Raw genomic sequence first — 16,811 nt, 5'->3', positions numbered from 1 at the left:
TGTTAGCCGGTTACTTCCAGGAAAGCCTGGAGGCGGGTGCGCGCCTGCTCCAGCCCTCCCGACCTGTAATCGGTCTCTAAATAAAGGACCGGGATTCCTTCTCTTGAAAAGAAATCGCGGAGCAGGGTATATTCGTAGAGAGAAGAGTCACAAAACTTCAAAGCATGATAAATTATCCCCTGCACCTGCCACTCTTTTACTAACCTTGATAAATAAACAAAACGCTCCTGACCGGCAAGCATTCTGGGGCAGGGCACCCGTTCCAGGTAGCCCCGCGCCAGGGAAAGAAAGGCATCCGGCCCCTCCTCGATCTCGGGCAAACAGTACCGGTACCCCTGGCAGAAATCATCCCCCACTACTGCCCCTCCCAGTTCTTCCAGAAGATCCACATAGCTCAGGGGAGGAGGACTGCCAACAAGAAGAAGACGCGGCCCCGCGCAGGGCTTCCGGGGGCGCAGCTTTTCGAGCAAGCCGGCAGCCCTGGAGCCGGAGGGAACCGGAATTTCTCCCTCGAGGCACCTTACAGCACTTAACAAGAGCGGAATCAACTCCTCTTTGGGCAACCGGCCCGCGGCACGGACGAGCTCTAAAACCCCGGCGGCTCTCACCCGGCCCGGGTGCTCCCGCAAGAAACGGTACAACTCCCGCAGCAAAAAGCGGACCTGCCGCAGCCGGGCCAGGTTTTCCAAATAGAGAGCATTGCTCCATTCGGTACCGAAATACCGGCGCAATTCCTCCGTAAAGAGGCGCAGGGAGGAGGCGAATTCCTGAAGAGCGGCTGCTCTTTTGACGCTCCCCCACCTCGGCAAATCGAGAAGGTAAACGAAAAAGCGTTCCTCCCGTTTCCGGGAGAAATACCCTAAAGCGTTGTAAAGGTGAAGCAGCCCCTGGCAGGAAGTTGTCAGCACCACTCCTGCCAGGGAAATCCCTGACATGCCGAGCACCTCGTTCAGGCAGGCGCGGGCGAAAGGACAGAAATTAGCGGGGAGGTAGTCATCTGCCGCCTGGTTCTCATCTGTGCCGGAGAGCCGGCACGGAGTCAGCCCCAGAGTGAGGATAATTTCTTCCGGGGTATATGAGCAAACCCACCCCAGCAGCCTTTTTTCTTCAAAACCTTGTATAAGCCCCCACTCCTTAACCCAAAATAAGAGTAAACCCTGCTTTAAGGAGGTTGGAACCGTTGGAATCGGGATGCCCTGTCTGCAACGGATTAACGCAACTGGCGGAGGATTGCCCTGCCTGCGGTGCCCCAATGGAGGACTGCGGCAGTGTGGAAAGCTACTGCGATCCCTACGGCCCCTACGAAGAACAGGAAAACGGCAAAACCGCCGAGGGAAGCGCCTACACCGGAGACGACCAGTGCATCCACTTTCTCCAGTGCCCCAACTGCGATGAAAGCATTACCCTTGCTGTGGGGCGGGATGCCGTTTAACAAAAACCGGAAAAGGGCTGCCGCAGGCTACTTAACCGCACCCCGCGGCAGTTTTTTCTCCATTTTCCACCCGGCGCTCCCTCCAGATCTGATCGGAGACGGCCTTCCAATCGGCGGCCCGCCGGTCCAGGAAGTCCCCAATCGGGCCTCCCAAAACGGTGTCCGCCCCGGGGTGGGTCGGATAGGCGCCGCTCTCTGCGACAATCTCCCTCAGCGCCTCGGGAACATCGATGACCGGGCAGGGCCTGAGGAAATTCTCGGCAAAAGGCTGCCGCTTCTGGTATGCGGCGAAGAGGGAAGAACGCAGGACCTCTTTCAGGCTCTTTGTGCGGATGTTGTCCACGGCAAAATGCACAAAGGCGCACGGCTCCACATCACCCCTTGCCGTAATGTGGAAGTACTGCCTTCCGCCTGCAATGCAGCCCCGCGTCAGTTCCCCATCGTTCCAGAAATCTATAATCTGGATGGGCTTGTGGGTTCGCAGGTGTACAATGCGGTCTACCAGGTAACTCCGCTGCTCCGGCAAAATCATGAGATCCAGGTCTGGCTCCCGCCCGATGGGGATGTAGTGGAAGGTCCAGATGTACTTAACGCCCTTATCAATCAGGAAATCAACGAAGTCATCACTGGTGATCTCGTCTACGTTATGACGGGTAACTGTAATGGAGGCACCGAATAAAATCCCCCGCTCACGCAGGCGGTCCATTCCTGCCATGATCCGGCGAAAAACCCCCTTCCCGCGGCGGGCATCGGTTTTCTCCTCCCATCCTTCGAGGCTGATGGCAGGCGAAATGTTCCCCAGGGCCTGCAGCCGGTCTGCCGTCTCATCGTCGATCCTGGTGCCGTTCGTGTAGGCCATAAAAGCCATGTCGCTGTGTTTTTCGGCAATCTCAAAAAGATGAGGATAAATAAATGGCTCGCCTCCGGACAGCACAATGGAATAAATGCCCAGTTCTTTGGCTTCCTGCAGGATCCGGTCGAACAATTCGGGTTCGAGCTGGTCATGCTTTGCGTACTCGCCAGCCCAGCATCCGGTGCACTTCAGGTTACAGGCACTGGTGGGGTCGATCAGAATCGTAAAAGGAACGTGGATGCCCTCTTCTTCCTCAACCTGCCGGCGCCGCGCCGGGGACAGCAGCAGGCTGTTAACCACCACGTTACACGCCAGCCTGTTCCTCACCCCGGGATCGATTTCGGTAAACAGTTTATTCAAGTAGGTTCTGACAACTGGATCATGCTCGTAGGTATCCCTAACCTTGCGAATCTGCTCGCGGTGGTTGGGATCACGGGTTAACAGTTCCAGTACCTGGAGAAAGCGGGGAATGTTCGTGGAAGGATCCCCTCCCAGGTAGTTTAAAATCTGCTGAAGAACCTTTTCACCTACGTAGCGCTTCGCAAAATCTAAATTCAACCGCAGCGCTCCCCTTCCTTCGCCTTTCATAACTTTTCACCCCCCAAAAAATTCAGTTAACCTTAACATACCCACACTAAAGCCAGATAATACCTGATAAACCCAAAAAACCAAAAAAATTCACCAAAAAAGCTTCAGCATACCACCTGCAGCAAATCGTCAAGAAAGGTGGCAAGCAACCGGTGCTGTTTTAAATCGATGCGGGCGAGATACTGGTGAAACTTATCAATCAGGCCGGCCATGCCCCCTTCTCTTGACTGGGAATCATTAGAAACAACTCCCACGATCGTTCCTGATAACAGGGAAAGGCGCTGGTCCGGTTTCGCAATCAGGTTTATCACCCGCCGCACCAGTTTCATTCCCTGCTCATTAACCGTCTTTAAATAGGCAACAAAAACGGCCAGCAAACAGGCGCAGTACATGGTGGGACCCTCGGCCTCGGGAAGCAAAGCAGCCAGTTCTTCCACGAGGGCGCTTCCTTTCTGGCTACCGGCCTCTTTCAACTGCTCAAGGGAATCAAGGAGTCTCTTTTTCCAGGCAAGCCAGTTCTCCTGCTGGTGCTCCTCCTCCCTTCCTAAAAGACGTGCAAGCTTAGGAGTTGGAATATAGAACAAAAGGGAACGGCCCGGGATCCCCTTTTCGTTCACGGCATAATGGGGAGACAGGTAGCCGCCCTGCCCCAGGCGTTTCAGCATATCATAGGCGGTCCATTTACTCACCCCCAGCCACTGCGCCACAGTTGTGTAATGAATGGGGCTGTTGTGTTTTAAATAATGTTCGAAGATATGTGACAGGAACTCTTTCTGGCGATCTGTAAGAAACAATTAGCTGTCCCTCCCTGCACCCAAAAAACCAAAATACTTCCCTTTTAAAAATATTCTCCTGTTAAAAATATTCTCCTGCCAGAAAATTTTTTACTGAAATCTTCTGGTAATCTTATTGCCTTCATTATATTCCCTTGCCATCCATGTGTCAAGCAATAAATATCACCCGGTTACTGTCAACTCCAAGTGGGCAATTTTTTAAACCGTTCCGTTCCGAGGTCCACGGACATCGTTTAGAAAGAGCGCCCCGGGCACGGTTTGTGCCTGGGGCTTTGTTCTTTCAACCGTTGAGAAAGCTCACGGTCACCAGCCCAGGAACCTTTTCTGCGACCAGGACGAAGTGCCGATCGCGGTGGGCGAGAACGCAGGCATAATTGAGCGCCCAGGAGGCGATCAGGAGGTCGGCTACGGGAACGACCAGGCCCTGCCGCCGCAGGCGAAAGCCGAGGGAAGCGACCTGATCCCAGATTTCATGTCTTTCTTCCAGTAAAGGCAAGGCGCCCAGCATCTCGGCAAGTTCGGCGAACTGTTTTTCGTCCCGGGCGCCTATGAGAATCTCGGCTTTCACGGGCGGCGCGAGCACCACGACCTCCCGGAGCAGTGCTTCCCGCAGCCAGGCGGCGATTTCCGGCTGTCCGCCGGGGCGCAGGGCCTCGATCCAGACCGATGTGTCCACCAGAAAACGCTCAGTCATCCCGCCGGATCTCCTCAAGGGCAACGTCGTCCAGCGCCAGGTCGACCTTACCCAGACTTGCGGCGAGCTTTTCCAGGCGCTTGCGGCGGACGAAATCCTTTAAGGCCGCCTCGATGGTCTCCGTTATTCCCTTCAGTCCCGCCAGCTCCATGGCTTCGCGCAGGAGCTTGCGGTCAACGTAAAGAGTTGTTTTCATAATCAATCACCTTATGCTTGATTATAACAGATAGAAGTATTATGTCAAGACAGATTTGCAAGGATGGTGATGGATTTGCTTGACGAGCGCGGAAACGTGATGATCGAATTCGCCATCTGCTTTTTAATTTTCATGCTCTTCGTTTCCGGAATCACCATGACCTCTTTCTGGGGAATCGGAAACGCCTACATCCGGGAAGCGGCTTTCGAAGCGGCGCGCTCCTATGCCGTCTATGAGGACGCCGAAAGAGCAAAAGAAAAGCGTACATATAAGGAGATTGTCCAGGCAGTCCGGCCGACCCCTGCCAGTAAGCAGACCAAGATCTTAGTTGGCGGCCTTGCTGTTACCCCTCGCTTTTCTAAGTCCGCAGGAGCTGACGCTTATGGTGCAGATGCTGATATGGCGGTAACAAAAGCACTTTCTCTGGTACATTCATGAGAACCCCAAAACCTCTCCGCCCCTGAAACAGGACGATATCAGTCCGGCGAAAAATTCCGGCTTAGTGCTTTGAGAGCAAGTTTTGGGCATGCCCCGGCGTGGTGCGGATATCACAGTCACTTGATGAAGAACTCGGCGTTGACGACGGCGGTAATCTTCTTCTCCAGAGAGCTTGTGTCGTTGATGCCGTAGTCAGACACCTCGTTCGAGTTTACAGGGGTGATCTGAAAAACGCCCATTCTGGCCGACCGCAGGGGGCCGATGCTTCCTCCTCCATCCTCCGCGATCCTTTTTGCGCGCTCCCTGGCGTTCTTCGTTGCTTCGGCCAGCATCTCCACCTTTAGTTCATCCAGTTTGGTGTAGAAGTACTGGGGAGGAGCGACCTGGAGGTCGACACCCCTGTCAAGCAGCTCCCCTATGCTCCTGAAGGCTGCAGTAACTTTATCCACATCCCGCGCCTTCACCTCGAACGACTGATACGCGGTATAGCCCAGCACCTCGTTTGTTTCTCTCCCGTGCTGGTCGACTTTGTACATCGTGCTGATGTTCGCCGGCTGCACGGTGATTTCGCTCTCAGAGATTCCTTTTGCGCGCAGGAAGCTTACAACCTCCTGCAGGTCTTTTTTCAGTGCTGCCAGGACCTCCGCCCTGTCGTTGGAGCGCCGCGCGAAGCCGCAGCTCCAAACAGCGTAATCTGAACGAAGCTGCTTCGTTGCCGCACCGGTAACAGAGATCGTCGACCGCTGTTTCGTCCAGGCGCCTGCCGCGAGGGCAACGCAGATAATGAGGCTCAGACCAAGAATTGCGGCTGAGATGATGAGCTGCGGGTACTTGTTTTCAAACTTCTGATCCATTCTAAAATACTCCTCCTCTCCCCCTGATATTGCAGGCATGTAAAAACCGGCAGTCCCGGTCTTTTCTCTCTTGAATCCCTCCCTTACGTTGGCCTGAAGTGGTTCCCAACTTAAGCTACGCCGATTTTTCAAGAAATCTTACAGTGCTGGACTGCAACAGCGCCGTGTCTGGAGTCGCATGCCTCAATCCTGCCCAGGTCAATTCTGCTCGATCTCTGGACCCCCATTTACCTGAAGAGCCGGAGCGCTTTGAACTCCCGGAGAAAGGGGAGGGCTAGCTGGCGGACCGGTTACGGGCAAGGGGGCACCGGAGGACCCCGAAGAGGGTTCGGGCTGCTCTTTTGGAGGGGGAGCCGCATGCTCCGCCCGGAGTTCTGAAAGGGTTGCCAGCTGCCAGCCGCGCTGCTTCAACTCTTTAATCAGAAGCGGCAGGGCCGCCAGGGTTTGAGGTCTTCCTTCGTGGAGAAGCACGATGGAGCCGGGCTGAAGGCGGGTCAGAATGTGGTTTACGATTTGGGTTGGGGTCGCCTGGCGCGACCAGTCCTTGGGATCGATATTCCAGAGGGCAATTTCCATCCCCATCTCCCTGATCATTTTAACCAGTGCAGGATTCAGGTTTCCGCCCGGCGGCCGGAAAAATTTGACCCGAGGCCCCCCCTCCTGCTCAATCAGCTTCGCGGTCATCAAAAGATCTTGCCTGGCGCTCTCGAGGGGAACCTGGCTCAAATTGCGGTGGCTGAAGGTGTGGTTGCCGATTTCGTGCCCCTGTTGCGCAATGAGCCCAACCAGACCTGGAGCGCGCTGAATATGCCGCCCAACCAAAAAAAAGGTGGCATGAACCTCCTGTTCCTGGAGCACTTTGAGATATGCAGGGGTGAAATTTAAAAAGGGGCCGTCATCAAAGGTAAGTGCGACTTTTTTGGCGGCATAAGGAACGCTCCGCAGGACACCGGGGATTTCGCTCCCAGCAGCAGGTGCCTGCCGGGGAAGAGAACCTGCAAGCGGCGGGGGTTCCTGAAGGAGAGCGGCTCCGGGCAGGGGAAAGGCCGGAGCCGGCTCCGTCGCCCGGGGACCCGGGTTCTGCTCTTTTTTCCCTGGAGCTTTTTCGGGGGCGGGAGAATTTGCTTCAGGAAAGGCACCCGCACCTGAAACCACCTCTTTCACAGGGGTCAAACCGAAGCACGCAACTACCTGGAGCAAGAAGAAGGCCGCCGCAAGCAAAAATAAAAAGGCAAGCAGCAGGAGGCGCTTTCCGGTGGAGAAAGGGGTTTCGGGCAATGCCTTCACTCCTAATTTGACGTAATTCGATAAACCTCACTATTATTCTACCATATCCGGAGCAGGCAAGGTGAAGCAATTAATTATCCAGAGAAGCTACTGGAGAAGATCGGGTAAGGAAAGGGTCATCCCATCCCGGGCCGCGATCACCTTCACTCCCGCTTCGTCAGCAAGCTTCTCGGCCAGGAGCCAGGGTTTGGCGCGCAGCATGGTCATTCCGAAATGGGTCAGCACAGCAGCCCTGGGCTTAATTTCCCGGATCAAGAGACTGGCGTCGGCAAGGGAGAGGTGCTGGATTTCATCGGGAGTGCGGGGCTCCAGGCGGGGTACGTTGAGGATCAGGAGGTCGCTCTGGTAATAATCGGAGAGTTCGGGGAAAAACAGGGTATCGGAAATCCAGGCGATCTTCCCCCAGGAGAGGGAAAAAACCAGACCGTAGGTCTCAACAGGATGAATGTGCCGTACTGGAGTCGCGAAGCTCAAGTTTTTGACCTGGTAGCTCTTCCCTGCTTCCAATAGTTCCAGGCGAGCGACCACCGGCCAGAGATACCGGAAAAGAACGGATTCTTCGCGAAGGGCGTCCCCGGGCAGGAAAACGCTTCCCCGCTTTTTCAACCCGGCTTCGGTCATGGCCTCGGTGAGGGCGTTCAAATCGCCGGAGTGGTCGAGGTGCCGGTGGGTCAAAATAATCCCGTCAAGGAGGGCAGGATCCAACGGCGGCCTGCTCGCCCAGCACCTGACTAAAGCCCCCGGCCCCGGATCCAAATATAAATTGACTCCAGACAGCGCAAGCCAGGCTCCGGCAGAGGCCCGCACCTGTTTTGCCACCACAACACGGGCGCCCCCCGTTCCGAGAAACTTGATAAAATCCCTGTTCCGCTCTTCCCCCATTCCGCCTCGAAGCTCCCCAAATTACAAAAAGGCTAAAAGCTCTAAACCAAGCTTAGTATAACTCATCTGCACGCCTTTTCCAATAAAACCCCATCAATTTTTTAGTGAGGGATTAATGAAGCCGGAGGCCGGCCCTGCGGAGCTTTTCCTGGACGGCGGCAACCTGCTCCCGGGTGGCGGGAGGAATGCGGGCAAGAGGATCGTCCAATCCGAGCTGTTCCCACTTGGCAGCACCCATTTTATGGTAAGGAAGAACCTCTACGGGAGGGGTCCGGTCAAGGGACTTGACAAGGTTGATCAGGTCTGAAATATCCTCCTGGGTGTCGTTGAGGGTGGGAATGAGAACGTAGCGGAGCACCAGAGCAACAGGAGACCTGACCGCCAGGGCCAGGTTTTCTAAAATTTCTTTATTTCCTGCCCCGGTCAGCTGGCGGTGCTTTTCCGGATTCACAACCTTGATCGAAAACAGAACCAGGTCTGTATGGGGAAGGACCTCCAAAAGGTTTCCGTGCCTGCAGAACCCGGCGGTATCCAGGGCGCGGTGGATTTCCATTTTGCCCGCTTCAACAAAGAGCTCTTCCACAAAACGGTGCTGGAGCAGGGGCTCGCCACCGGAAACGGTCAGCCCCCCTCCTGACAGGTCAAAGAAGATTTTATATTCCTGCAGCTGATCGACAATTTCGGCTACGGTTACGGGCTTTCCCCGGGTGAGCCAGGTATCGGGGTTGTGGCAGAAACGGCAGCGCAGAGCACAGCCCTGCAGGAAGAGGACAAAGCGGATGCCGCCGTTATCAACAGTTCCGAAGGTTTCGATGGAATGGATGTATCCGATCATTTCAGGCCTTCCCGTTTTCGAAAATTAAAAAATCGTCCTCCTGATCACCTCTTCCTGCTGCTCCCTGGTGAGCTTGATGAAGTTTACGGCATAACCGGAGACCCGAATCGTCAGCTGGGGGTACTTTTCCGGGTGATTCATGGCATCGATCAGAAGTTCGCGGTCGAAGACATTGACATTCAAGTGGTGGCCCCCCTTTGCAAAATAACCGTCCAGAAGGGCAACTAAATTCTGAACCCGGGCCTCGCCGTTGCGCCCCAGCGCCCCGGGCGAGATGGAAAAGGTATAAGAAATTCCATCCAGAGCGTGTTCGTACGGAATCTTTGCCACCGAACTCAGAGCAGCAAGGGCCCCCTTTGTATCCCGCCCGTGCATGGGGTTGGCTCCAGGCGCAAAGGGTTCTCCCGCCCTTCTGCCGTCCGGCGTGCTCCCCGTTTTTTTCCCGTAAACCACGTTGCTGGTAATGGTGAGCAGCGAAAGGGTGTGTCTGGCGCCCCGGTAAGCAGGGTGTTTTTTCAATTCCTGATCAAACAGCTTCACCACAGCTACGGCCAGCTCGTCGACCCGGTCGTCGTTGTTCCCGTACTTGGGAAAATCCCCTTCAATTTTGAAATCGGCAACCAGACCCCTTTCGTCAAAGACAGGTTCCACCCTGGCGTACCTGATGGCGCTTAAGGAGTCAGCTACAACCGAAAGGCCGGCGAGACCAAAGGCCATCAGGCGTTCCACAAAGGTGTCGTGCAGGGCCATCTGAAGGCTTTCGTAGGCATACTTGTCATGCATGTAGTGGATTACGTTCATGGTATCAACGTATTTTTCTGCCAGCCAGCCTGTCATCTTCTGAAAGGCCGGCCAGACCTCTTCAAACTTCAGGGGCCCCGGCTTCGCCTGGTAAAAGGCAGGAGCAATCTTCTCCCCGCTGAACTCCTCCCGGCCCCCGTTTAATGTCAGCAAAAGGCACTTGGGCAGGTTGGACCTTGCCCCGAAAAACTGCATCTGCTTCCCCAGGCGCATCGCCGAAACACAGCAGGCGATCCCGTAATCATCGCCAAACAGCGGCCGCATTAAATCATCGTTCTCGTACTGGAGGGAACAGGTTTCTATAGAGACCCTGACGCAGAACTCCTTGAACCCGCGGGGGAGGCCCTGCGCCCAGAGGACCGTCAGATTGGGCTCCGGGGCGGGGCCCATGTTGTACAGGGTCTGAAGCATCCGGAAGGAGGTTTTGGTCACCAGGGTCCGGCCGTCCAGCGCCATCCCTCCGATGGATTCGGTAACCCAGTTGGGGTCCCCGGCAAAAAGTTCGTTGTACTCCCTGGTGCGGAGGTGCCTTGTAAGCCGGAGCTTGATGACAAAGTCGTCGATCAGCTCCTGGGCCCCCTCCTCTGTCAGGGCGCCTTCCTCGAGGTCCCGCTGCAGGTAGATATCAAGGAAGGTGCTGACCCTGCCCAGGGACATGGCCGCTCCATTCTGCTGCTTGATCGCCGCAAGGTAGGCAAAATACAACCATTGAACCGCCTCCCGCGCCGTGGCGGCAGGGCGGCTGATGTCGAAACCGTAGCCTGCCGCCATCTTTTTTAAATCATGCAGGGCGTTGATCTGCTGCCTTACCTCCTCCCGGAGCCGGATGGTTTCCTCCGTAATGCGCAGGAGGTCCGGGTGGTCGAGGTCCTCTTCCTTGGCAGCAATCAGGCGGTCCACACCGTACAGAGGAACGCGGCGGTAGTCCCCGATGATGCGGCCGCGCCCGTAAGCATCAGGCAAGCCTGTAATAATCCCGAAATGGCGCAACCTGCGCATCTCCCGGGTGTAAACCATGAAAACACCGTCGTTGTGGGTTACCCGGTACTTCATGAAGATCTCCTTCAGCCTGGGGTCGAGTTCAACTCCGTACTGCCGGCAGGCCGTGTCGGCCATGCGGATCCCTCCGAAAGGGTTGACCGCCCTTTTGAGGGGTTCATCGGTCTGGAGTCCTACAATTATCTCCAGGTCGCGGTCGATGTAGCCAGGCGGAAAAGCTGTAATGGTTGCCGCCGTCCTGGGATCGATTTTGTATACACCACCCCGCCGGTGCTCCTCGGCAAGGAGTTCCCGGCACTTTTCCCAAAGTTTTTTGGTGCGCTCCGTGGGCCCGGCCAGGAAAGAAGCATCCCCCTGGTAGGGGCGAACGTTGCTTAAAATAAAATCCCGGACATCGATCTGCCTGCGCCAGGTGGTGCCTCGAAATCCCCGGTAGCAATCCTTCACCAAAGCCACTGCCATCAAAGTCACCCCCAAGCTTAGCTTGTCCGGGAAGGAACCGTTCAATACATTTTTGCTTCTCCGGCTGCGCACGGGCTGAAGCACTTCGCGCACTCCTGCTTGAGTCCGGATACCGGAGGCTCCCCTTTGATTTCTTTAATCAAGTTAAAGATGCGTTCCACATTGTCGGCCTCTCCGGAGACGGCAATTACAACCGCGCCTTCAGAACCGCCGACGCCGCCGGCGCCCAGGGCAACCGCTTCAACAGGTGCTAAAATTTCCAGCGCCGTCAACTCGGTAACCACCTTGCCCTGGACGAGGGGCACCAGCCCGACGGGACTCCCCAGGGAGTAATGAAAAAGCATTGTCCCGCAGCTGCGGGCAGCCAGTGCTACGGAAGGAATCATCTTTTCCAGGCCGACGGGAACGATCAGGTGGGAACCCCTTGCAGCCAGAACTCCAAGCGCCTTTCCGATCGTCCCTCCGGCCGGGTGAGAAACAAGAACTCCGGCCATTCCCGTGGCATCCACGGCGTTGGCTCCTTTGATAAAGACATCCCCGGGCCCGAAATCCTCTAAAACATCTTCCCAGCTTGCTTCGCTCACTTCCCCCTTAATTAAAACAAGAGGCGGGATCCGCATTTCAGGGGGTGTAACGCAGGTCATGCCGCCTGTGATAATTCCTGCAGTGTAGCGTTCCTTGGGAATTTTCCTGCCCAGGATCTCTTCGGCAACAAAGGCATTGGTGGTGCCGCCCGCAATAATGATCTTCCCTTCCCGGAGCGCCCTGGCTACTTCAGGCAAGCGCCGCACCCCCTTCGCGATCAACCGTTTTCCCTCGGCAGGGGTTAAAGCAAAAAGTGCACGCCACAACTTTACCAGCCTCCCTTTCTTAAAATTATTCTAACATACTCTAACATACCCTTCTTTCTTGTTGCCACAAAAGGCAGAAAAGATTTCAAGTTGCCGGAATTTCCCTACCCTGATAAGATATAAAAAAAGACTACCATCGGCTCAGGGGAGAGGAAATGGTTCCTTTCATGCTGGCAAACCGCTACGAAATCGAAGAGGAGATCGGACGGGGCGGGATCGGCACCGTCTACCGGGCGCGCTGCAGGCTGTTGAACAGAACCGTGGCGATTAAAGTCCTTCACCCTCACCTGGCGGAAAACGAAGTCTACCGGAGGCACCTCTGGCAGGAGGCGCGGGCAGCAGCCGCCCTCTCTCATCCCAACATCATTTCCATCTACGACCTGGTAGAAGAAGGGGAGCAGTTCTTCCTCGTCATGGAATACTTCCCGGGAGAAAACCTGAGGTCTCTGCTTCAAAGAGAGGGCCCCCTTTCCCCTGACCGCGCCGCCGGCATCGTCTACCAGGTTTGCCTGGCCCTGGCCGAAGCCCACAGGCAGGGAATCATCCACCGGGATATCAAACCCCACAACATTTTGGTTAACTCAACAAACCAGGTCAAAGTGGCCGATTTCGGTCTGGCCGCAAACATTCACGATTCTTCACTCCAGACAGAACAGCTGGTCGGCTCGCTCCCCTACCTCGCTCCGGAAAGAATCAAAGGGAAGGGGGCCTGCTTCCAAACAGATATTTACAGTACAGGAATTGTCCTTTACGAACTCCTGACAGGAAAGGCTCCTTTTGCGGGGTCCTCTTTTGCCGAAATTGCGGGCAAGCACCTGCACGAGGAGCCGGCTCCGCTTAATGAAGTCAGCCCGGCAGTTTCCCCTTTGCTTGCAGCAGTGGTGCAGAAGGCCCTCGCGAAGGACCCGGCAGCGCGTTTTCCCGATGCCGCTGCCTTTGCCCGGGCGCTGAAACCTTTCCTTGAAGCGGAGGAGGATGAAGAGAGCACCAGGGCCCTGGTCTTTCCCGGGCGCACCTCTTCTTTTGCGAAACTCCTGGGTTCCCGGCCCTCCCGGCGGCGCACCGCCTTCGCCGGAGCCATCCTGCTCTGCCTGGCATTTCTGGTCTCCTTTGGCTATTTTGCAGCTGGAGTTCCCGTCCCCCCGCTCCAGGGGCTCTCGCTCGAGGAAGCCTCCCGAACCCTGGCGCAGGCCAAACTCCAGGCGCATCCCTGGCGCCAAATCTACAACGAAAACCTGGGCGCGGGAAGGGTCATGGCGCAATGGCCGCCGGCCGGAAGCAGGGTGCTCAAAGGGTTTCCTGTTTTTCTCACGATCAGCCTGGGCTCCCGTTTCGCCTCGGTTCCAGACGTCAGAGGCCGACCTGTTTCGGAAGCGGTGAATGAATTGAGAAAGGCGGGATTCCGGGTCGCGGGAAGCAACCAGGAGGGGGTTGTTGCAGACACCGCTCCTCCTCCCAATACCCGGCATCCCCGGGGCACCATGATCAGGCTTTCCGTAAAACAGACTGCATCTCCGGAAAGAGAAACGGTGATCACGGTGCGCCTTTTCCAGAAATCCACGGTGCAACTGGTGGTGCAGGATTATGCCGGAAGGCGCACCGCCTACCGCCGGCAGATGGAGGCAGGAGAGCATAAAATCCCCATTTCCACCCATGGTGCCGGGGTCATTTTCCTCTATGTTGATCAGAACCTGGTCCGTTCCATCCCCATCTCTTAGGCAGCACTCCGGCGGAGGCTTTGGGGCCGGCCTCCTGAGGAGCCACCCTCCTGCGTCGGCCGACAGCAAAAGAACAACTTTTTCTGAGTTGACAAAACTAACCAGGTTTCCGAAAATAAAAAAGAACGCTCCGAAAACAGGGGCAAGAAGGGAGAAATATCCCCGGTGCGTTATGCAGTGCTCAGTGACATCCACGCAAACCTGGAGGCCCTCCAGGCAACCATCACGGATCTCGAAAAGCAGGATGTCCAGGAGATCATCTGCCTTGGTGACATTGTCGGCTACTACCCAAACCCCAACGAATGCACTGAACTGTGCCGGGCACGCGGTTTTGTGTGCCTTCGGGGGAACCACGATGATGCTGCAGTCGGGCTCTGCGGGATAGAAGATTTCAACCCGATCGCCCAGGCAGCCCTCCTCTGGACAGCCCGCAACCTGAAAGAGAACAATAAGCAGTGGCTGCTACAGCTCCCGGAACGCCTTCTCGTTGATGGCAATTTTCTGGCGGTCCACGGCTCACCCTGGCATCCGTATGCCTACATTTTTTCTGCGGGAAGCGCCTCCCGCGCCTTTTTAACCCTCAAATCTCATTATCCTCAGATTAACGTTTGTTTTTTCGGCCACACGCACCAGAGAGCTCTTTACTACACGGATGACGGTTATGTTCAGGCAGGCGAAAAGGAAAGCAAATACCGCCTTGGCAAAACCGGGTTGTACCTGATCAATCCGGGCAGCATCGGCCAGGCCCGGGACGGAAAGCCGGGAGCGTCATATCTTATTTACGACACAGAACATGCCGAAATCGAGTTTCGCCACGTCCCCTACGACCTCAACCTCACCCAGCGGAAAGTGGTTGCAGCAGGGCTTCCCCTGATGCTGGCCAAACGCCTGAGTTTAGGGTACTAGAAAAAACGCCGCAGCCAGGTCAAGGTCGCCCTGATCGCCTGCTCCTGGTGGCTGGAGAGATGGTGATCCCCGCCCGGAATGAGGAAGAGTTCTTTAGGTTCTCCGGCGGCCCGGAAAAGAGCCTCGGCCTCCGCCACGGGAACCAGTTCATCCGCCTCCCCGTGGACGATTAAAAGGGGGCGCGGGCTGATTTCAGCCACCAGGTCCTGCATCCGGTACCCTTCCAGGTCGCGGATAAAATCCCCCGTTTTCGAGTAGGCCCGGAAGCCGTCTGACCAGGTGATTTTTTCGCCCCGGTGGAGAGCCTGATACAACTCTTCACCGATTATCCTGCGCAAAATGGGGAGCATCTCAAGTGGGGTGCTCCAGAGGCACACTCCCCGGATGCGGTGGTCGCGAGCCGCTCCTGCAAGGGCGGCGTTTCCTCCAAAGCTCCGGCCGAGGACAAGAAAGTTCCGGAACCGCCGGCTCTCGAGAAAATCCAGGGCGGAGCGGAGATCCGCCGCATTTTTCGTCAAAGTAGCAGAAGAAAAATCTCCTTCGCTCTCTCCCGAACCGGCAAAATCAAAGCGGAGCACACCGTAGCCGGCGCCCGCCAGGCGCTCCCCAAGAACGACCGCCCGGCCCCCGCCCTGCCGCGTGCCAAGGAAACCGTGGCAGACGACAATCACCCATTCCGGCCTCCCTGCGGGAGGTAATTCAAGGTCTCCGACAAGCCGCTCTTTTTCAGAATTCAGAAAGCTCACCTGTTCACGCACATCTTGCCCCTCCTAGTCGTACTTTTCCCTCAGTTCCCCGGCAAGTTCCCGCGTGCGGGCCAGGAGATAGGTCCGGTTGTTTTTGCGAGGGTCGGCCAGAACCTCGTTCCAGAGTGCTTTCAAAACCCTTCCCACAACGGGGCCCGGGCGGCAGCCAAGAATTTCCAGCACATCCCCCCCGTTGACGGCCAGATCCCTCATTTCGATGGTCCCCTCTTCCTCCAGGATCCTTTTCAAGCGGCTCCGGAACCGGTCGAAGTCGTCCAGGGACCTGAGGATTAATTCTGTACTGTGGGCGAGAAAATCCGCCTCCCGGACAGCCAGAAGCTCCGGAATCAGATCCCGACCCACCCTCGCAATAAGCCTCCGGATTCCCGCGGCGCCCATCCCCACATCCAGCATGTGCTCCCTGATCAAAACCGTTACGCGGCGGATCAGCTGGGTGCTGTAACGCAGCCTCCTCAAAATTCGCTCCGCCATCTCTGCCCCCAAATGCTCATGACCGTAAAAATGGCCGCGTCCGTCCTCGCCCCGGCTGAAAGTCCGGGGTTTTGCAACATCATGCAGCAAAACCGCGAGGCGAACCTCGAGGGAAGCCGGAGTGTAACGCAGGGCCTCAAAAGTGTGATCTAAAACCGGATACCGGTGAGACGGGTGGTACTGGGCAAAAAGCCAGCCTTCCTTCAACTCCGGAATAATGAGAAAAAGCAGGCCCAGCTTCTGCAGAAGCTCCAGACCCTGGATAAAGTGAAGGGCGAGCAGGGTCTGGTTTAATTCATCCCTGATCCGCTCCGCAGAAACTTTGCGAATCAGTTCGGCGCACCTGGTAATGGCATGCTCTGTCTTTGCTTCAAGGCGGAACCCGAACTCGGCGGCAAGGCGAACGCCCCGCATCATCCTCAGCGGATCCTCGGAGATCCGGGCCTCGGGGTCTCCCACCGCCTTAATTTCTCCCTTGAGAAGATCTTGCAGGCCTCCAAAAGGATCACAAAAGAGGGAATGCAGAGGGTCGTACGCGAGGGCATTGATGGTAAAATCCCGCCGCGCCAGATCCGCTTCAATTTCCCTCACAAAATAAACCTGGTTCGGACGGCGGAAGTCGTGGTAGTCTCCCTCGACCCGGAACGTCGTGATTTCCAGGGGAAAACCGTGAACCAAAACCGTTAAAGTACCAAACCTCACCCCTGTGGGGAGCACCTTGAAACCGGCGCTTTTAAAGATCCGTTCCATCTCCTGCGGCCTGGCATCGGTGGCCAGATCCCAGTCTTGGGGAGCAATCCCCAGAAACATGTCTCTGATCCCGCCTCCAACCACAAAGGCCTGGTACCGGTGCTCCGCCAGAAGCCTGCACGCTGCTTTTACTTCCTCCGGAAGAGATAGCTTCATCAATTCAACTCCTCTGATCAGTCTCTCTTCCTTCCTCCATCAACAAAAAGTTAACCCATTAAATCACAGCAATACCT

The 16,811-nt window shown here is 56.2% G+C and carries 17 protein-coding genes; 4 read left to right on the top strand and 13 right to left on the bottom strand.

Features of this window, described 5'->3' with window-relative positions; all coding sequences use genetic code 11:
• Positions 1–2: 2 nt before the first annotated feature.
• Positions 3–1,253, bottom strand: coding sequence for a 2-hydroxyacyl-CoA dehydratase (locus tag HPY58_08035; GenBank protein NPV29590.1), 1,251 nt, complete (start codon positions 1,251–1,253; stop codon positions 3–5).
• On the opposite strand from HPY58_08035, the gene HPY58_08030 reads away from it, so the two are divergent.
• On the top strand, positions 1,181–1,432 hold the full coding sequence (locus HPY58_08030) for a hypothetical protein (protein ID NPV29589.1): 252 nt from the start codon (positions 1,181–1,183) through the stop codon (positions 1,430–1,432). The genes HPY58_08035 and HPY58_08030 overlap by 73 nt on opposite strands.
• Positions 1,433–1,463: 31 nt before the next feature.
• On the opposite strand, the gene HPY58_08025 is transcribed toward HPY58_08030, so the two are convergent.
• The 4 genes from HPY58_08025 to HPY58_08010 all read right to left on the bottom strand — a co-directional run bounded on the left by HPY58_08025 (position 1,464) and on the right by HPY58_08010 (position 4,557).
• Positions 1,464–2,873, bottom strand: a complete 1,410-nt coding sequence (locus HPY58_08025; GenBank protein ID NPV29588.1) for a radical SAM protein — start codon at positions 2,871–2,873, stop codon at positions 1,464–1,466.
• Between the two features lie 104 nt (positions 2,874–2,977).
• Positions 2,978–3,667 carry a hypothetical protein gene (locus HPY58_08020; protein NPV29587.1) on the bottom strand — a complete coding sequence of 230 codons (690 nt, stop codon included), beginning with the start codon at positions 3,665–3,667 and terminating at the stop codon, positions 2,978–2,980.
• A gap of 280 nt (positions 3,668–3,947) precedes the next feature.
• Positions 3,948–4,361 (bottom strand): PIN domain nuclease, encoded by a 414-nt coding sequence (locus HPY58_08015; protein ID NPV29586.1) that lies wholly within the window; start codon positions 4,359–4,361, stop codon positions 3,948–3,950.
• Positions 4,354–4,557 carry a type II toxin-antitoxin system VapB family antitoxin gene (locus tag HPY58_08010; protein NPV29585.1) on the bottom strand — a complete coding sequence of 68 codons (204 nt, stop codon included), beginning with the start codon at positions 4,555–4,557 and terminating at the stop codon, positions 4,354–4,356. Before HPY58_08010 ends, HPY58_08015 begins: the two co-directional genes overlap by 8 nt.
• A gap of 63 nt (positions 4,558–4,620) precedes the next feature.
• On the opposite strand from HPY58_08010, the gene HPY58_08005 reads away from it, so the two are divergent.
• The gene (locus HPY58_08005; GenBank protein ID NPV29584.1) at positions 4,621–4,995 is read left to right on the top strand and encodes a pilus assembly protein; all 375 of its coding nucleotides are present in this window, start codon (positions 4,621–4,623) and stop codon (positions 4,993–4,995) included.
• A 116-nt stretch (positions 4,996–5,111) separates the two neighbouring features.
• Here the strand turns inward: HPY58_08005 and HPY58_08000 are convergent, their stop codons facing one another.
• From HPY58_08000 to HPY58_07975, 6 genes are all read right to left on the bottom strand, one after another.
• Positions 5,112–5,849: an SIMPL domain-containing protein gene (locus tag HPY58_08000; protein NPV29583.1), complete on the bottom strand. Its 738-nt coding sequence runs from the start codon at positions 5,847–5,849 to the stop codon at positions 5,112–5,114.
• A 198-nt stretch (positions 5,850–6,047) separates the two neighbouring features.
• Positions 6,048–7,127 carry a polysaccharide deacetylase family protein gene (locus HPY58_07995; GenBank protein NPV29582.1) on the bottom strand — a complete coding sequence of 360 codons (1,080 nt, stop codon included), beginning with the start codon at positions 7,125–7,127 and terminating at the stop codon, positions 6,048–6,050.
• Between the two features lie 96 nt (positions 7,128–7,223).
• Complete coding sequence (locus tag HPY58_07990; GenBank protein NPV29581.1) at positions 7,224–8,018, bottom strand: MBL fold metallo-hydrolase; 795 nt, start codon at positions 8,016–8,018, stop codon at positions 7,224–7,226.
• 112 nt (positions 8,019–8,130) lie between these two features.
• The gene (pflA, locus tag HPY58_07985; GenBank protein NPV29580.1) at positions 8,131–8,853 is read right to left on the bottom strand and encodes a pyruvate formate lyase-activating protein; all 723 of its coding nucleotides are present in this window, start codon (positions 8,851–8,853) and stop codon (positions 8,131–8,133) included.
• Positions 8,854–8,877: 24 nt separating this feature from the next.
• Entirely contained in the window at positions 8,878–11,115 is a 2,238-nt protein-coding gene (pflB, locus tag HPY58_07980) for a formate C-acetyltransferase (GenBank protein NPV29579.1), read from the bottom strand.
• Between the two features lie 41 nt (positions 11,116–11,156).
• Entirely contained in the window at positions 11,157–11,966 is an 810-nt protein-coding gene (locus HPY58_07975; GenBank protein ID NPV29578.1) for a hypothetical protein, read from the bottom strand.
• A gap of 155 nt (positions 11,967–12,121) precedes the next feature.
• Between HPY58_07975 and HPY58_07970 the strand changes: the two genes are divergently transcribed.
• Together HPY58_07970 and HPY58_07965 are read left to right on the top strand one after the other, a co-directional pair.
• Positions 12,122–13,684 (top strand): protein kinase, encoded by a 1,563-nt coding sequence (locus HPY58_07970; GenBank protein ID NPV29577.1) that lies wholly within the window; start codon positions 12,122–12,124, stop codon positions 13,682–13,684.
• A gap of 165 nt (positions 13,685–13,849) precedes the next feature.
• Positions 13,850–14,590 carry a metallophosphoesterase family protein gene (locus HPY58_07965; GenBank protein ID NPV29576.1) on the top strand — a complete coding sequence of 247 codons (741 nt, stop codon included), beginning with the start codon at positions 13,850–13,852 and terminating at the stop codon, positions 14,588–14,590.
• Here HPY58_07965 and HPY58_07960 read toward each other — a convergent pair.
• Positions 14,587–15,348: an alpha/beta hydrolase gene (locus tag HPY58_07960; protein ID NPV29575.1), complete on the bottom strand. Its 762-nt coding sequence runs from the start codon at positions 15,346–15,348 to the stop codon at positions 14,587–14,589. The two genes, HPY58_07965 and HPY58_07960, sit on opposite strands and share 4 nt — an antisense overlap.
• Positions 15,349–15,360: 12 nt before the next feature.
• Positions 15,361–16,734 (bottom strand): HD domain-containing protein, encoded by a 1,374-nt coding sequence (locus tag HPY58_07955; GenBank protein NPV29574.1) that lies wholly within the window; start codon positions 16,732–16,734, stop codon positions 15,361–15,363.
• Positions 16,735–16,811 lie beyond the last annotated feature (77 nt).

Source organism: Bacillota bacterium (assembly GCA_013177945.1).
Lineage (GTDB): Bacteria > Bacillota > DSM-12270 > Thermacetogeniales > Thermacetogeniaceae > Ch130.
This window is presented reverse-complemented; position numbering and strand designations above follow the sequence as displayed.

Coding starts and splice junctions, on each gene's coding strand:
- HPY58_08025 (NPV29588.1), bottom strand. CDS start 2,873: ATGAAAGGCGAAGGAAGGGGAGCGCTGCGGTTGAATTTAGATTTTGCG.
- HPY58_08015 (NPV29586.1), bottom strand. CDS start 4,361: ATGACTGAGCGTTTTCTGGTGGACACATCGGTCTGGATCGAGGCCCTG.
- HPY58_08010 (NPV29585.1), bottom strand. CDS start 4,557: ATGAAAACAACTCTTTACGTTGACCGCAAGCTCCTGCGCGAAGCCATG.
- HPY58_08005 (NPV29584.1), top strand. CDS start 4,621: ATGGTGATGGATTTGCTTGACGAGCGCGGAAACGTGATGATCGAATTC.
- HPY58_08000 (NPV29583.1), bottom strand. CDS start 5,849: ATGGATCAGAAGTTTGAAAACAAGTACCCGCAGCTCATCATCTCAGCC.
- HPY58_07990 (NPV29581.1), bottom strand. CDS start 8,018: ATGGGGGAAGAGCGGAACAGGGATTTTATCAAGTTTCTCGGAACGGGG.
- pflA (NPV29580.1), bottom strand. CDS start 8,853: ATGATCGGATACATCCATTCCATCGAAACCTTCGGAACTGTTGATAAC.
- pflB (NPV29579.1), bottom strand. CDS start 11,115: ATGGCAGTGGCTTTGGTGAAGGATTGCTACCGGGGATTTCGAGGCACC.
- HPY58_07970 (NPV29577.1), top strand. CDS start 12,122: ATGGTTCCTTTCATGCTGGCAAACCGCTACGAAATCGAAGAGGAGATC.
- HPY58_07955 (NPV29574.1), bottom strand. CDS start 16,734: ATGAAGCTATCTCTTCCGGAGGAAGTAAAAGCAGCGTGCAGGCTTCTG.